The organism is Actinoplanes sp. NPDC023714 (assembly GCF_040639855.1).
Lineage (GTDB): Bacteria > Actinomycetota > Actinomycetes > Mycobacteriales > Micromonosporaceae > Actinoplanes.
Window position 1 is genome coordinate 77,815 of the sequence record NZ_JBFAAR010000007.1, and the last position, 14,922, is coordinate 92,736.

The 14,922-nt window shown below is 71.5% G+C and carries 15 protein-coding genes; 7 read left to right on the forward strand and 8 right to left on the reverse strand.

Going from position 1 to position 14,922, the window contains the following annotated elements; genetic code table 11:
* Position 1: 1 nt before the first annotated feature.
* Together AB0G10_RS28380 and AB0G10_RS28385 are read right to left on the reverse strand one after the other, a co-directional pair.
* Positions 2–262: a hypothetical protein gene (locus AB0G10_RS28380; protein WP_127553437.1), complete on the reverse strand. Its 261-nt coding sequence runs from the start codon at positions 260–262 to the stop codon at positions 2–4.
* A 695-nt stretch (positions 263–957) separates the two neighbouring features.
* Positions 958–1,422, reverse strand: coding sequence for a hypothetical protein (locus tag AB0G10_RS28385; protein ID WP_360928127.1), 465 nt, complete (start codon positions 1,420–1,422; stop codon positions 958–960).
* 146 nt (positions 1,423–1,568) lie between these two features.
* On the opposite strand from AB0G10_RS28385, the gene AB0G10_RS28390 reads away from it, so the two are divergent.
* On the forward strand, positions 1,569–4,166 hold the full coding sequence (locus AB0G10_RS28390; protein ID WP_360928996.1) for an ATP-dependent Clp protease ATP-binding subunit: 2,598 nt from the start codon (positions 1,569–1,571) through the stop codon (positions 4,164–4,166).
* Positions 4,167–4,562: 396 nt separating this feature from the next.
* Here AB0G10_RS28390 and AB0G10_RS28395 read toward each other — a convergent pair whose 3' ends face one another.
* The gene (locus AB0G10_RS28395) at positions 4,563–5,552 is read right to left on the reverse strand and encodes a LysR family transcriptional regulator (protein WP_360928130.1); all 990 of its coding nucleotides are present in this window, start codon (positions 5,550–5,552) and stop codon (positions 4,563–4,565) included.
* Positions 5,553–5,678: 126 nt separating this feature from the next.
* Positions 5,679–6,236 carry a hemerythrin domain-containing protein gene (locus tag AB0G10_RS28400; RefSeq protein ID WP_360928133.1) on the reverse strand — a complete coding sequence of 186 codons (558 nt, stop codon included), beginning with the start codon at positions 6,234–6,236 and terminating at the stop codon, positions 5,679–5,681.
* Positions 6,237–6,300: 64 nt separating this feature from the next.
* Between AB0G10_RS28400 and AB0G10_RS28405 the strand changes: the two genes are divergently transcribed.
* On the forward strand, positions 6,301–7,608 hold the full coding sequence (locus AB0G10_RS28405) for a M20/M25/M40 family metallo-hydrolase (protein ID WP_360928136.1): 1,308 nt from the start codon (positions 6,301–6,303) through the stop codon (positions 7,606–7,608).
* Positions 7,609–7,636: 28 nt separating this feature from the next.
* Positions 7,637–8,308 (forward strand): hypothetical protein, encoded by a 672-nt coding sequence (locus tag AB0G10_RS28410; protein WP_360928138.1) that lies wholly within the window; start codon positions 7,637–7,639, stop codon positions 8,306–8,308.
* A gap of 159 nt (positions 8,309–8,467) precedes the next feature.
* Here the strand turns inward: AB0G10_RS28410 and AB0G10_RS28415 are convergent, their stop codons facing one another.
* Both AB0G10_RS28415 and AB0G10_RS28420 read right to left on the reverse strand, forming a co-directional pair.
* Positions 8,468–8,659: a DUF5703 family protein gene (locus tag AB0G10_RS28415; protein WP_360928141.1), complete on the reverse strand. Its 192-nt coding sequence runs from the start codon at positions 8,657–8,659 to the stop codon at positions 8,468–8,470.
* 33 nt (positions 8,660–8,692) lie between these two features.
* Positions 8,693–9,682 carry an aldo/keto reductase gene (locus tag AB0G10_RS28420; protein WP_360928144.1) on the reverse strand — a complete coding sequence of 330 codons (990 nt, stop codon included), beginning with the start codon at positions 9,680–9,682 and terminating at the stop codon, positions 8,693–8,695.
* Between the two features lie 113 nt (positions 9,683–9,795).
* Between AB0G10_RS28420 and AB0G10_RS28425 the strand changes: the two genes are divergently transcribed.
* The 4 genes from AB0G10_RS28425 to AB0G10_RS28440 all read left to right on the forward strand — a co-directional run bounded on the left by AB0G10_RS28425 (position 9,796) and on the right by AB0G10_RS28440 (position 13,013).
* Positions 9,796–10,818 (forward strand): LLM class F420-dependent oxidoreductase, encoded by a 1,023-nt coding sequence (locus tag AB0G10_RS28425; protein WP_360928147.1) that lies wholly within the window; start codon positions 9,796–9,798, stop codon positions 10,816–10,818.
* Complete coding sequence (locus AB0G10_RS28430) at positions 10,818–11,495, forward strand: histidine phosphatase family protein (protein WP_360928150.1); 678 nt, start codon at positions 10,818–10,820, stop codon at positions 11,493–11,495. Before AB0G10_RS28425 ends, AB0G10_RS28430 begins: the two co-directional genes overlap by 1 nt.
* 109 nt (positions 11,496–11,604) lie before the next feature.
* Entirely contained in the window at positions 11,605–12,201 is a 597-nt protein-coding gene (locus AB0G10_RS28435; RefSeq protein ID WP_360928152.1) for a DUF3090 domain-containing protein, read from the forward strand.
* Complete coding sequence (locus AB0G10_RS28440) at positions 12,198–13,013, forward strand: SCO1664 family protein (RefSeq protein WP_360928155.1); 816 nt, start codon at positions 12,198–12,200, stop codon at positions 13,011–13,013. The genes AB0G10_RS28435 and AB0G10_RS28440 overlap by 4 nt, the downstream gene beginning before the upstream one ends.
* 126 nt (positions 13,014–13,139) lie before the next feature.
* Here AB0G10_RS28440 and AB0G10_RS28445 read toward each other — a convergent pair whose 3' ends face one another.
* A complete protein-coding gene (locus AB0G10_RS28445; protein ID WP_360928157.1) occupies positions 13,140–13,490 on the reverse strand; it encodes a hypothetical protein in 351 nt (116 codons plus the stop codon).
* Positions 13,491–13,659: 169 nt separating this feature from the next.
* Positions 13,660–14,904, reverse strand: coding sequence for a cysteine--1-D-myo-inosityl 2-amino-2-deoxy-alpha-D-glucopyranoside ligase (gene mshC / locus AB0G10_RS28450; protein ID WP_360928160.1), 1,245 nt, complete (start codon positions 14,902–14,904; stop codon positions 13,660–13,662).
* Positions 14,905–14,922: the final 18 nt, after the last annotated feature.

Consider the following 14,922-nt stretch of genomic DNA (forward strand, 5'->3'; position numbering starts at 1 on the left):
GTCAGAGCTGCGCCGTGTAGGTCTGCGCCTGCTCGACCGCCACCAGCGTCGCTCCCAGGCACTCCTCCAGCTGCTGATCGGCCTGCGACAGCGAGGCGTGGGCCGCCCCCACCAGATCGCTGGCGCTGCCGTCGAGGGCCGCGGCCAGGCTCTGCTGGGCCTCACTGAGCCGCTGCCGAGCCGCCTCTATCGCCGCCTGCCCCTCGGAGACCTGCTGGAGCGCGGCGTCCACGGCAGCTCTGACCTCGGCGACACTGGCCACCCGTGCAGCCTCCTGTACGAAACTCTGCTTGCTATTCGCAGCCTACCGCCCGGTTGTCGCCCGGCCGTCCTCGGATGCCCTGATTTGGCAGGAGGTGACGTTCCTGCCGTGCGTTGTGGACGCACGCCGAATCGCCCGATCCTCCCTGGTGATCGCCCTGTCCATTGTGGATCATGCGACCCCCTCCCCGCCACCGGGTCCGACGCGAGATCCACTCCCAGGTGGAGCGCTCCACCCCTCCCATACCCCCGCCGAGTCCCGGATACGCCGCTCTTCCTCATGTGTACGAGGGGGCAGCCCGCCCCCACCCGCACCACCACCGTCCCCGCCACACAGACCTGAAGCCCCTTCCCCCCGGCGCGACCCGCCGCCGGCCCCGGCGTCCCCTCACCCTCCAACCGGGGGCAGGCCCGGCGACAGGCCGCCGGCCTCCGCGCCGGGAGCGACCACCCACCCGCTCCCGCAGCCCACGATCAGCCGTCCCGGCCACCACGCACCCGCCGTCGGGAGAGGCGGCGCGTGATCGGGTGTGACCGAGCACAGTGATGGGCTGCGGACGCTGCCGGTGAAAACTTGAGCGCCCGTCTGCGCCGAGCGCCACCGACGCCGTGAATCCGCGGCGCGGCCGATCCCGGCGGGCCGGATGCTCACGACGTACACAAGAGGAAGCCGCCGCCGAACCGCCCGGCCCACCCTCAGCGCGGGACCGCCGACGGCCCGCGCACCTCCGCGCCCAGGGCGACCACCCGCTCCCGCAACCCGCGATCAGCCGTCACCACCACCACCCGCCGGCCCGCGGGCTGCGACCGCACCACCGCCACGATCTCGTCGTCGCCGGAACCGGACGCCCGGGCGATCCCCACCCCACCGGGCACGGCAGGGATGTCCCGGGCCCGGCCCTCGACGACCAGGACCACCTCGACCGGCGGGGCCAGATCCGGCAGGCCCGACGAGGGCACCGAGGCCAGCCCGTCGCGGAGGCGGGCGGCGGCTCCGGCGCGGTCCCGCCACCAGCCGTCGGGGACAGATCCGACGACATTCGCGCCGTCGACGACGACGAGCGGGACGGAAGACGCGGATATCGGCGCCGGAGCGCCCGGCTCCTGGAACGCTGGGGTCAGGGATCCGGCGGGCTCCGACGACGCAGCGGGTGTGACCATGAAGTTGAGCGTACCCCAGTCAACTTTTTCGCCGAAGTGGGAATGAGAGGGCTGCGGGGAACGCTGTGATCCCCGGCGACGCGGTTGTCGCCTGGACGGGCCGAGAGGCCTGAGTGAGGTACCAGAGAGAAGAGACCCTGATGAGCATCGGACCGTTCGGACCAGCTGGGTCCGGTCAGTGGGACGACCTGTTCGCGCGCTTCTTCGGTGCGGCCGGGCCGCAGCGCCCCGCGCAGCGCTTCGACATCGCGCGGTACATGAGCAACGACGCCCGGCAGGTTCTCGCCGACGCGGCGCGCCGGGCCGCCGAGCTTTCCGGCGTTTCCGGCGGGGACAACGCCCTCGCCGATCTCGACACCGATCACCTGCTGTGGGCCGTGCTCCAGCAGGAGCCGATGAAGCAGACCGTGCGCCGCGCGGGCACCGATCCGGTCGCCCTCCTCGCCGAGCTGGACGCGCAGGCCGACACCGACGCCGCGCGGACCGCCGCCGCGAACCGGCGCGCCGACATGGGCGCGGCCGCCCGCGAGACGCCCGAGCAGGTCTCGCTCACGCCGGCCGCCAAGCGCGCGCTGCTGGACAGCCTGCAGATCTCGCGGGCCGTCGGCGCCTCCTACATCGGGCCGGAGCACATCCTCATGGCGCTCGGCCTGAACACCGACTCCGCGGCGGGACGGCTGCTCGCCGGCCGGCTCGACCCGCGCAACATCCCGCACCCGGAGGCCTCGTCCAGCCAGTCCGGCGGCTCTCACCATCACCACCACCAGGGCAACGCGAACACGCCGACGCTGGAGCAGTTCGGCGTGGACCTGACCGAGTCCGCGCGGCGCGGTGAGATCGACCCGGTGGTCGGGCGCGCCGACGAGATCGAGCAGGCCGTGGAGATCCTGTCCCGGCGTACCAAGAACAACCCGGTCCTGATCGGCGAGGCCGGCGTCGGCAAGACCGCGATCGTCGAGGGCCTGGCCCAGCGGATCGTGGACGGCGACGTCCCGCTGACCCTGCAGGACAAGCGGGTCATCCAGCTCGACCTGGCCGGCCTGGTCGCGGGCACCCGCTACCGGGGCGACTTCGAGGAGCGCCTGCGCAAGGTGATCGAGGAGATCCAGGCGTCCGGCGACGGGCTCATCGTCTTCCTCGACGAGATCCACACGCTGGTCGGCGCGGGCGGTGGCGGCGGCGAGGGCGGCGGCATGGACGCCAGCAACATGCTCAAGCCGGCCCTGGCCCGCGGCAAGCTGCGCGTCATCGGCGCGACCACCCTCGACGAGTACCGCAAGCACATCGAGAAGGACGCGGCCCTGGCCCGGCGCTTCCAGCCGGTCCTCGTGGGCGAGCCGTCGGTGGAGGACACCGTGGCGATCCTGCGCGGCCTGCGGGACAACTACGAGGCCCACCACCAGGTACGGATCACCGACGAGGCGCTGGACGCCGCCGCGGTGCTCTCCGACCGCTACATCACCGACCGGTTCCTGCCGGACAAGGCGATCGACCTGATCGACCAGGCCGGCGCCCGGGTGCGGCTGCGCACCAAGACGCCGGACGCCGGCCTGCGCGAGCGGGAGCGCCGGCTCGAGGAGCTGTCCCGGGACCGGGACCAGGCGGTCGCGGCCGAGAAGTACGAGCGCGCCTCCGAGCTCCGCGACGAGATCAACTCGCTGAAGGAGCAGATCGCCGGCGCCGGGGTCGGCGCCGACGGCATCCCGAAGGTGACCCAGGACGACGTCGCCGAGGTGGTGTCGCGCTCCACCGGCGTGCCGGTCGCGCAGCTCACCGAGGCCGAGCGGGACCGTCTGCTCCGGCTCGAGCAGCACCTGCACGCGCACGTCATCGGCCAGGAGGACGCGGTCGAGGCGGTCGCCGAGGCGGTCCGCCGCTCCCGGGCCGGGCTCGGCGACGAGGACCGGCCGGTCGGCAGCTTCCTGTTCCTCGGCCCGACCGGTGTCGGCAAGACGGAGCTGGCGCGCTCGCTCGCCGAGGCGCTGTTCGGCGAGCCGGACCGGATGATCCGGCTGGACATGAGCGAGTTCCAGGAGCGGCACACCGTGTCCCGGCTGGTCGGCGCGCCTCCCGGCTACGTCGGCTACGACGAGGCCGGTCAGCTGACCGAGGCGGTGCGGCGGCGCCCGTACAGCGTGGTCCTGCTCGACGAGATCGAGAAGGCCCACCCGGACGTCTTCAACATCCTGCTCCAGGTGCTCGACGACGGCCGGCTCACCGACAGCCAGGGCCGGACGGTCAGCTTCAAGAACACCGTCCTGATCATGACCTCGAACCTCGGCTCGGATCTGATCACCGGCTCGACCCGCAGCGTCGGCTTCGGCACGGCCCCGGGCGGCCGCTCCGCCGACGACGAGCTCCGCGACCGGCTGGACCGCCGGCTCAAGGAGTCGCTGCGCCCCGAGTTCATCAACCGGATCGACGAGATCATCATCTTCCGTCAGCTGGAGGGCTCCCAGCTCCACAAGATCACGGAGATGCTGCTCGAGGAGACCCGGCGCCGGCTGCACGCCCAGGACGTCCAGATGGAGATCACCGACGCGGCCGTGGACTGGCTCGCCGACCGTGGCTACCAGCCGGAGTTCGGCGCCCGCCCGCTCCGCCGCACCATCCAGCGCGAACTGGACAACCGCCTGTCGAAGATGCTGCTCGCCGCCGACCTGGCACCGGGCCGCAAGGTCCGCGTCGACGTGGCCGACGACCAGCTGACCTTCGAGGTCGAGTCCTCGGTGGCGGCCCGATAGCCCGCTTCTGATCAAGGGGCGCCGGAGATTCCTCCGGCGCCCCTTGCGCGTTCGCTCCAGCCAGGCGGTCCGGTCCCGCTTTCCTGGGTACGCCGGAAGGCCACAGTGCGCGCCGTCCCCGCCGCGCCGGAGCGTGGTGAGCACCGGCCGGCCGTGTAGCAGACGAGTGGTGCCGGTGGCCGGGTGCCGTGGTCCGCTTGCTCGGTGGCGGCCGGCCTGACCGCTGGGCGGCGGGTGTCACGGAGCGGGGACTCGTCGCCGGCGAAGGGTCGGAGGGTGAGGGGACGCCGGGGCAGGCGGCGGGGCGCGCCGGGGGGAAGGGGCTTCAGGTCTGTGGGGCGGGGACAGGCGGTGGTGCCGGTGGGGGCGGGCTGCCCACTCGTACGAATGATGGGGTCAAGCGGCAGCCAGGGTGGGTGCTGCTCCTATGCCGGACAGCTCGGGGTGGGCGGTCAGCCAGCTGACGTAGTTGTCGTTGCGGGCTATGACGTCCTGGTAGGCCTCGTTCGCGAGCTGCATGAGGTTCGGGGCGCTGCGGGCCGCGGGGGAGTCGGGGTGCCAGCCGACGGCGGTGCGCCAGCGCAGGGGGGCGCCCTTCAGCGGGCGGGAGGTCAGGCCCACGGGCGGGCGGAAGGTGGGCTGGCAGAGGCCGACCGCGAGTCCGAGCTCGACCATGTCGACGCAGGCGCGGGGGTCGGTCTCGAGGACCTTCTTCGGGGCGAAGCCGGAGCGGGCGCAGGCCGCCGCGAAACAGTCGGCGAAACAGCCGTCGCCGGCGCCGGCCACCCACTGCTCCTCGGAGAGCTCGGCCAGGTCGGCCTCGTCGTCCTTGGCCTGCGGGTGGTCGTCGGGGAGCAGGACGCAGACCGCGTCGACCGCGACCGTCTGCCAGACCAGGCCGTACTCGGCGGAGGGCAGGGCGTCACCGCAGACGCCGACCTGGGCGTAGTCGAGCTTGCCGGCCAGGACCATGGTGGCCAGCTCGTCGACGTAGTAGGAGGCGTGGGTGGAGATCTGCGCCTCCGGCTGGGTCGCGGACAGCCGGTGCAGCAGGTGCGCGACGACGGGTCCGCCGATCGCGCCGATGCGGTAGCGGCTCATCATGTCCTGGGTGCCGCCGGCCGCCAGGCGTGCGGCCTCGTCCTGCAGGCCCTTCATGGCGGGCAGCAGCACCCGGGCACGGGAGAGCACGAGTTCGCCGAGCGCGGTCGGGCGCGCGCCCCGGCGGTCCCGGTCGAACAGCGGGCCACCCAGCGTCCGCTCGATGCGCTGCAGTTGCGCGGTGAGCGCCGGCTGGGCGAGGCCCAGCTGCGACGCGGCCTTGGTGACGCTGCCGGTCTCCGCGATGGCGCAGACCACCTTCAGATGCCGCAGCTCCAGGTTCATAGCGTGACGTTAGGACCAAGATGCGATCCAACGCTAGTCCTATGAGCGGCGGAAAGATCGGCAACCCGTGACAAACATATTAACGAACGGGATAAGATGGGCGAATCGCCCTCTAGTCAGGTTTAGTTACAGATCGCGTACATAAGTTTTACGTCCGGTGAGGGCATCGCGGGCCTTGTCGACGACGCCGAGGAGCGGATCGACGACCTTGTTCCACGGCGGGGTGGACGGGCTCGACGGGTGCGGGCGGGTCGGCGCGGCCTCCTCGGCGGTCTCCAGGCGGTTGCCGAGCCGGACCAGATCCTCGGACGGCACCATCTGCTCCAGCATCGGCAGCAGCTCCTCGGCGTCGGCCGCGACGTGCCGGCGGATCGCCTCGGCGGCCCGGTCCAGGTCGTCGCCGCCGAGCAGCCGCAACAGCGCCTGGTCCTCGGCCAGCTCGCGGTCGGCCAGCTCGTTGCCGCCCGGTACGGCCGTGCGGATCGCCGGGTAGAGGTACTGCTCCTCGGCGCAGAGGTGCCGGGACGCGACCGCGACCAGGACGCTCTTCACCTTCGGGTTGTCGGGCTCGGACTCGAGCCGGGACGTCAGGGACAGGAGCTCCCGGTGCTGGGCGTTGATCACATCGACGATGCTGCGCCCGGGAGTCTCGCCGCCGGTCGGCGGCAACGGGGGGAGATTCACTTCAGACACGGCCGCCCAGTTCCCCCTGGGGGAAGTTGTTACACCTTGCTGGTAAGAAAGGCGGATGGACACCACCGCCGTGGACGAGGTCGTCGACCTCTGCCGTGACCTGCTGCGCATCGACACCACCAACACCGGGGACCCGCGTACGACCGTCGGCGAGCGCGCCGCCGCCGAGTACGTCGCCGCCAAGCTCGGCGAGGTGGGCGTCGAGGCCACGCTGCTGGAGTCCGCGCCGACCCGGGCCAACCTGATCGCCCGGATCCCGGGCGCCGACCGGTCGCGCGGCGCGCTGCTGGTGCACGGCCACCTCGACGTGGTGCCGGCCGACGCGAGCGAGTGGTCGGTGCACCCGTTCGCCGGTGAGATCAAGGACGGCTACCTCTGGGGCCGCGGTGCCGTCGACATGAAGGACTTCGACGCCATGGTCCTGGCCGTGGTGCGCGAGTGGCGGCGGATCGGCTACACGCCGCCGCGCGACATCGTGCTGGCGTACACGGCCGACGAGGAGGCCGGCATGGAGTACGGGTCGCAGTGGCTCGTGCGCGAGCACGCCGACCTCTTCGAAGGGGTCACCGAGGCGATCGGCGAGGTCGGCGGGTATTCGTACACCGTCAACGACGACCTGCGCCTCTACCTCGTGCAGACCGCCGAGAAGGGCCTCGACTGGCTGCGCCTGCACGCACACGGCCGGCCCGGGCACGGCTCGTTCATCCACGACGACAACGCCGTGACGGCGCTCGCCGAGGCCGTCGCCCGGGTCGGCCGGCACCGCTTCCCGACCGTCGTGACGCCGACCGTGCGGCAGTTCCTCGAACAGGTCAGCGACGCGCTGCAGATCGACCTGAACCCGGACGAGCCGGAGCTCGCCATCGCGAAGCTCGGCCCGATCGCCAACCTGATCGGCGCGACCATCCGGAACACCGCGAACCCGACCCGGCTCGAAGCCGGGTACAAGGACAACGTCATCCCCGGCAAGGCGTCCGCCACGATCGACTGCCGGACCCTGCCCGGGCACGCCGACGCGTTCCTGGCCGAGCTGCGCGACATCATCGGGCCGGACGTCGAGATCGAGCACCTGCACCAGCAGCAGGCCGTCGAGACGACGTTCGACGGTGACCTGGTCGACGCCATGGGCGCCGCGCTGCGCGCCGAGGACCCGGGTGCGCGTACCGTGCCGTACCTGATGTCCGGGGGCACCGACGCGAAGGCCTTCGCCACCCTGGGGATCCGCTGCTTCGGGTTCGCGCCGCTGCGGCTGCCGCCGGACCTCAACTTCAGTGCACTGTTCCACGGCATCGACGAGCGGGTACCGACCGAGGGGCTAAAGTTCGGCGTGCGTGTGCTCGACCGACTGCTCCGAAACAGCTGACTTGACCTTGCGGAAGGACACCATCTCCATGACCGACCAGAATGCGGAGCTCGACGCTGCCCTCGAGGCCGTCGTCGAGGCGGCGCGGGCGCATCTCGCGGCCGTCAAGGCTGCCGCCGGCCGCATTGACGACGACGACGTCTGGCAGGCGTACGTCACCCTGAACAACGCCTCCTACGCGTACGACGAGAAGCTGCTCGACGCGTTCGGCGAAGTCACGCCGTGGGACGTCGAGTCGATCGACCCGGACGAGGCGGACCACCGGTTCGGGCTGGTCGGCGCGGGTGCGGACGGCGCCGGCGACGACCCGTACGACCAGGTCGTCTCGGTGCGGCAGCGCCGCGACTACCGGGTGCCGAGCGTGGCCGCGCTGCTGAAGGTGGCCGAGACCGCCCGCCGCGGATCGGTGCCCGAGGACGAGGACGCCGGACCGGTCGAGTCGGTCGGCGAGGCCGTGCTGGAGCTGCTCCAGGCCGGCGACGGCTCACTGGCCTCGCTCGACGTGCCCGAGCTGGAGCCGCTCGACGGCCTGCTCACGGTCACCGAGGTGACCGCGCCGCTCGACCTCGAGGCGTTCGACGACGCCGACGGGTCGGGCCCGTTCGCCCCGGTCGAGGGCGACCAGCTGGTGGGCCGGCTGGACGAGCACCCGTTCCTCCCGGACGACGAGGACGACCACGCCGGTCACAACCACGCTTGATGGCCTCGCTCCGCTCGGCGGGCATTCCGCCCCTTTGAGTCGATGACGAGAGCACCGAAAACGACCACGCTTCGCTAGTCGTTTTCGGCACTCTCGTCATCGACGGGCGGAATGCGACTCTGGTCGCGCGGAGGCGACACGGCGACACACAGCCCGGCCTCAGTAGCTGAGGCCGGGCTGCGGTGTCTGCTGGAGCCGCCGGCGGAGCATGACCTTGCGGGTCCCGTCGGCGAAGAGCTGGACCCGGGCCAGCTCCCAGCCGGAGAACTCCGCCTGAATGGCGAGCTGCGCCGCCGCGGTCAACCTGTCGACGTTCGAGGGCAGCCGCAGCGGCGCGTATTCGTAGTCCATGGGAACCAATATGCGCCTGCGATCAGGCGATGCTCAAGCTTCCGGATAGCCTGTTCCCTCACGTTCCGGGTATCCGACGTCGATCGCCGAGACGTCGTCGAGCGCGATCGCTATCTCGGCCGGCAGGACCAGGTGCTCGCTGCGCAGCGCGCCCTGCAGCTGGGCGGTCGTACGGGCGCCGAGCAGCACCGACGCCACCCCGGGCCGGTCGCGTACCCAGGCCAGCGCCACCTCGAGCGGGGAGACGCCGAGGCCGCCCGCCGCTATCACCACCGCTTCGACGATGCTGGAGCTGCGGGGTTCGAGGTAGGTCTGGACGAACGGCGCCATGTGCTCGGAGGCGGCCCGCGAGTCGAGCGGCCGGCCGTTGCGGTACTTGCCGGTGAGCACGCCCCGGCCCAGCGGCGACCAGGCGAGCACCCCGAAGCCGAGCGCCGCCGCGGCCGGCAGCATCTCGCGCTCGATGCCGCGCTCGAGCAGCGAATATTCCATCTGGGCGGCCACGATCGGCGCGCGGCCCGGGTAGGCCGACTGCCACACCGCGGCCCGGGCGGTCTGCCACGCGGCGAAGTTGGAGACCCCGACGTAGCGCACCTTGCCGCTGGTCACGGCGTGGTCGAGGGCGGCCAGGGTCTCCTCGAACGGGGTCTGGCCGTCGTAGCCGTGGATCTGCCAGAGGTCGACGTAGTCGGTGCCGAGCCGGCGCAGCGACGCGTCGAGCGAGCGCAGCAGGTTGCCGCGGGAGGCGTCGCGGGGCCGGTAGCCGCGCGGGGTGAGGCCGGCCTTCGTGGCGATCACCACCTCGTCGCGGGGGATGAGGCTGTCGAGCAGCGAGCCGATCACCGACTCGGCGTCGCCGTCGCCGTAGACGTCGGCCGTGTCGATCAGCGTGCCACCGGTTTCGAGGAACAGCTTCAACTGGGCGGCCGCGTCGTCGGGGTCGGTGTCCCGTCCCCAGGTCATGGTGCCGAGCGCGAGCCGCGAAACCGCTAGCCCGCTTCGGCCGAGCGGTCGCTGATGCATGAGTGAACCTTATTCAGAGCATGCACTTCGTGGAATGGCCGAGTACCCGCGCGGCGCGTCGGTTACCGGACGGAAATATGCTTTACGGAACCATCATGATCTCGGGAGGGTACGTGCGGCTCGGACTCAGCCTCGGATACCAGACAGCATGGAGCACGCCCGCTGATCATCTCGCGATGGCGCAGGAGGCGGACCGGCTCGGCTACGCCGTGGTGTGGGCCGCCGAGGCGTACGGGTCGGACACGGTGAGCATGCTCGCCTGGATGGCCGGCCAGACCACGAACATCGACCTCGGCGCCGCCGTCATGCAGATCCCGGCGCGGACCCCGGCCATGACCGCGATGACGGCGGCCACCCTCGACACCCTCTCCGGCGGCCGGTTCCGGCTCGGCCTCGGCGTCTCCGGCCCGCAGGTCTCCGAGGGGTGGCACGGCGTGCGGTTCGCGAAGCCGCTGGCCCGCACCCGGGAGTACGTGGACATCGTGAAGCTGGCCCTGGCCCGGGAGAAGGTTGCCTACCAGGGCGAGCACTACACGCTGCCGCTGCCGGACGGCGCCGGCAAGGCGATCAAGCTGGGCTTCCACCCGCTGCGGTCGGAGATCCCGCTCTACCTCGCGGCGGTCGGCCCGAAGAACCTGGAGCTGGCGGGGGAGATCGCGGACGGCTGGCTGGCGATCTTCTTCGCGCCGGACATGGCGCACGAATACACCGGGCATATCGGCAAAAATCCGGATTTCGACATCGCGCCCACCGTTCCGGTCGTCATCGGTGACGATCTCAGCGCCTGCGCCGACGTGGTCCGCTGGTACGCCGCCCTCTACATCGGTGGCATGGGCAGCCGCGAGCAGAACTTCTACAACCAGCTCGCGATCCGGATGGGCTACGAGAAGGAGGCGAAGCTCGTCCAGGACCTCTACCTGAACCGGCAGGTCGCCGAGGCCGCGGCCGCCGTCCCGCAGGAGTTCATCGAGCGCACCTCGATGATCGGCACGAAGGACCGGATCAAGGACCGGATCCGGGAGTACGCCGCGGCCGGCGTCGGCACGCTGTCGATCAGCCCCTACGTCGGCGACCTGGAGTCGGGGATCGCGACGCTCCGCACCGTGGCCGAGGCGTTCGAGGAAGCGGGCGTCTGATGGCGACCGTCCTGTTGCTGCGGCACGGCCGGACCACGGCGAACGCGGCGGGCGGACTGGCCGGCCGGCAGCCCGTGGAGCTCGACGACACCGGCCGCGAGCAGGCCGCCCGGGTCGGTGAGCGGCTGCGCAAGCTCCCGATCGCGGCGGTCGTGACGAGCCCGCTGATCCGGTGCCGGCAGACGCTGGAGATCGCGCTGCCGGAGATCGACCCGCAGACCGACGAGGGCCTCATCGAGTGCGGCTACGGCGACTGGGAGGGCCGGCCCCTCAAGGAGCTGGCCAAGGATCCGCTCTGGCCGGTGGTCCAGCAGCACCCGAGCGCCGTGGTCTTCCCGAACGGCGAGGCCATGTCTGACATGTCGGCCAGGGCGGTCAAGGCCGTCAGGGAGTGGGACGCGCGGATCACGGCGGAGCACGGTCCCGAGGCCGTCTGGGTCGCCTGCTCCCACGGCGATGTGATCAAGGCCATCGCGGCCGACGCGCTCGGCCTGCACCTCGACCAGTTCCAGCGGATCGTTGCCGACCCGGCGTCGATCACGGCGATCCGGTATACCCCGACCCGCCCCTTTCTGGTGCGCCTCAACGAGACCGGGGACCTGTCGTCGGTCGTACCCCCGAAGCGCGTGGAAAGCGACGCGGCGGTGGGCGGGGGAGCCGGTGGCGGGGCGGTTTGACGACGCTGCGTGACTGCCGGTTTGCCGCAGCGTAGGGGTCGTTGCGCCCTCGGCGAACCGGGCGCGACGACCCGCGCGGTTACCGTCGCGGATGGCTAGGGTTGTCGGTATGACCCACCAAGTGCATGCCTTCGAGCCGCCGGAGCGGTTCGTCGCCGGGACGGTGGGCGAGCCGGGGGACCGCACTTTCTATCTCCAGGCCCGCGGCGGCGGCCGGGTGATCAGCGTTGCGCTGGAGAAGGTCCAGGTGTCGCTCCTCGCCGAGAAACTCGAGGAGCTGCTCCTCGAGGCGAACAAGCGGTTCGGGGTGAACCTCCCCGAGGGCGTCCTGCCGACCTCGCACGACAACGAGCCCCTCGACACCCCGGTCGACGAGGAGTTCCGCGTCGGCACGCTGGGCCTCGCCTTCGACGTCGACACCAGCACCGTGGTGATCGAGGCGATCGAGGCGGGCGAGGCCGAGGCCGACCTCTCCGGCAGCCCGCTCGACGAGGACGATGACGACGACGAGGTCGACGACGACGAGGACGAGCCCGACGACGACCTCGACCGCCTGCGCGTGCGGCTGACCCCGGAGGCGACCCGGGCGTTCATCGACCGTGCCCGCCGGGTGGTGGCCGCCGGCCGGCCGCCGTGCCCGCTCTGCGGCCAGCCGCTCGACCCGGCCGGTCACCTCTGTCCCCGGCACAACGGTTACCACCGGTGACGGCCGAATCCACGTCGGTGCTGGCCGAGGCGGACGCCCTGGAGCTGCTCGGCCGGGGCGCCATCGAGATCGAGGGGCGTCTCGTCGACGCCTCCAACACCACGCTGCGCGCCGAGATCAGCCTGAACGGGCTGACCCGGCGCTGCGTCTACAAACCGGTCCGCGGCGAGCGCCCGCTCTGGGACTTCCCGGACGGCACCCTCGCGGGCCGGGAGGTCTCGGCCTACCTCGTCTCCCGGGCGACCGGCTGGGACCTGGTGCCGCCGACGATCCTGCGCGACGGCCCGCTCGGCCCCGGCGCCCTCCAGCTCTGGATCGACGAGCCGGACGAGGCCGAGGGGCTGATCGGGTTCGTCCCGGCCTACGACGTCCCGGAGGGCTGGTTCCCGGTGGCGGCGGCCCGCGACGACGACGGCGACGCCTACGCGCTGGCCCACGCCGACGACCCGCGCCTGGCCCGGCTCGCCGTCTTCGACGCGGTCATCAACAACGCCGACCGCAAGGGCGGCCACGTCCTCTACCCCTCGACCGGCGGCGTCCACGGCGTCGACCACGGCGTCAGCTTCCATGTGGAGAACAAGCTGCGGACGGTGCTGTGGGGCTGGACCGGCGCGGCCCTGCCGTCCGAGGCCGTCGAGGTGCTGACCCGGCTCACCGCCGATCTGAACGGCGCGCTCGGCGAGGCGCTCGAGGAGCACCTCACGATCTCCGAGGTCCAGCACGTCGGCCTGCGCGTGAAGCGGCTGCTCCGCGCCGCGCGGTTCCCGCAGCCGCCGACCGACTGGCCGGCGATCCCCTGGCCGCCCATCTAGCGGCACCAAAAAGAACAAGCGGCACCAAAGATCAAACGGCACCGAAGAACAAGCGGCACCGAAAGAACAAGCCCGAGATGCGGCGGCATCCCGGGCTTGCAAGGTCGGCTGTGGAAGCCGTGAACGTCAGTAGCCGTACCCGCCACCGAAGCCGCCACCGAAGCCGAAGCCCCAGGAGCCGTATCCGTAGCCGGGGTAGTAGCTGCCGCCCACGCCACCGTAGAAGCTGAAGCCGAGGCCGAGCCAGTACGACGAGTTGTAGCCGCCGTAGTAACGACCCGGGTAGTAGCGGTCGTTCCCGTTGTTGATGACGATGACGTCGGGGTGGTCGCCCGAGTCGTGGTTGGCGACGGACGCGGCGTAGCCACCGTGGTCCTTGTTGCTCTTGACGTCGGAAGCCAGGGCCGGTCCGGCCAGCGCGAGGCTCACGCCGGTGGACAGCAAAACGCCCCCGAGGAACAGAGCCGTGCGACGCATGATTTTTCCTTTCGGAGATGATTTGACCGGGACCAAGTCTGTCTTCTCCGAAGCGGTATCGCGCTGATTTTCACGGATAAAAGAACAATAGTGCATTTTTTCCGTATTCCTGATACGGCGCAGGTCAGGGGCGTCTAGGGTCCAACGGGACGCCCCTTTTCCCCGGTCTCTACAGACGGATGCCGAGCAGCGCGTCGACGGTCCTCGCCATCAGCGCCGGCGCCTCCGCGTCATCCCCGGCGCCGGCCAGCGCCGCCTCCGCCCAGGCGTCCACCACGGCGAGCGCGGCCGGGGCGTCGAGGTCGTCGGCGAGCGCCTCGCGGACCGCGCCGAGCAGGCCCTCACCCGACGGCCCCTGGGCCGCGGCGGCCGCCTCGCGCCAGCGGGACAGGCGCTGGAGACCGGCCTTGAGCACCGCGTCGGTCCACTCCCGGTCGCTGCGGTAGTGCCCGGCGAGCAGCCCGAGCCGCACCGCCATCGGGTCGACGCCGTCGCCGCGCAGCCGGGACACGAAGACCAGGTTCCCCTTGGACTTCGACATCTTCTCGCCCTCGAGGCCGATCATGCCGGCGTGCGCGTAGTGCCGGGCGAACGGCGCGGCGCCGGTCAGCACCTCGGCGTGCGCGGCCGAGCACTCGTGGTGCGGGTAGAGCAGGTCGCTGCCGCCGCCCTGCACGTCGATGGTGTCGCCGAGCAGCCCGAGCGCGATCGTGGCGCACTCGATGTGCCAGCCCGGGCGCCCCGGGCCGAGGTCGCCGCCGTCCCAGACCGGCTCGCCCTCGCGGGCGCCGCGCCACAGCAGCGGGTCGAGCGGGTCGCGCTTGCCGGCGCGCTCCGGGTCGCCGCCGCGCTCGGCGGAGAGCGCCGTCATCTCCTCGCGGGACAGGTGCGACTCGTAGCCCCAGTTCGGCGCCTTGCCGATGTCGAAGTACACGTCGCCGGTACCGTCCTCGAGCCGGTAGGCAGCGCCCTTGTCCATGAGTTCGAGGACGTGCCCGACGATGCGCGGGATCGACTCGACCGCGCCGACGTAGTGCGCCGGCGGGATGATCCGCAGCGCCTCCATGTCCTCCCGGAACAGCGCGGTCTCGCGCATCGCCAGGACGATCCAGTCCTCGCCGTCGCGCGCCGCCCGCTCCAGCAGCGGATCGTCGATGTCGGTCACGTTCTGGACGTAGGTGACGTCCCGCCCGGCGTCCCGCCACATCCGGTTGACCAGGTCGAAAGCGATCATCGTGGCCGCGTGGCCGAGATGGGTCGCGTCGTAGGGCGTGATCCCGCAGACGTACATGGTCGCGACGCCCTCGGGCGTGCTCGGCTCGACAGAGGCACGCGCGGTGTCGTAGAGCCGCAGCGTCGGTCGCCCCTCCGTTTCCGGCAGGCGGGGCACGTCATGGCCGGTCCAAGCATCCATCCTCGGAGCCTAACCAGC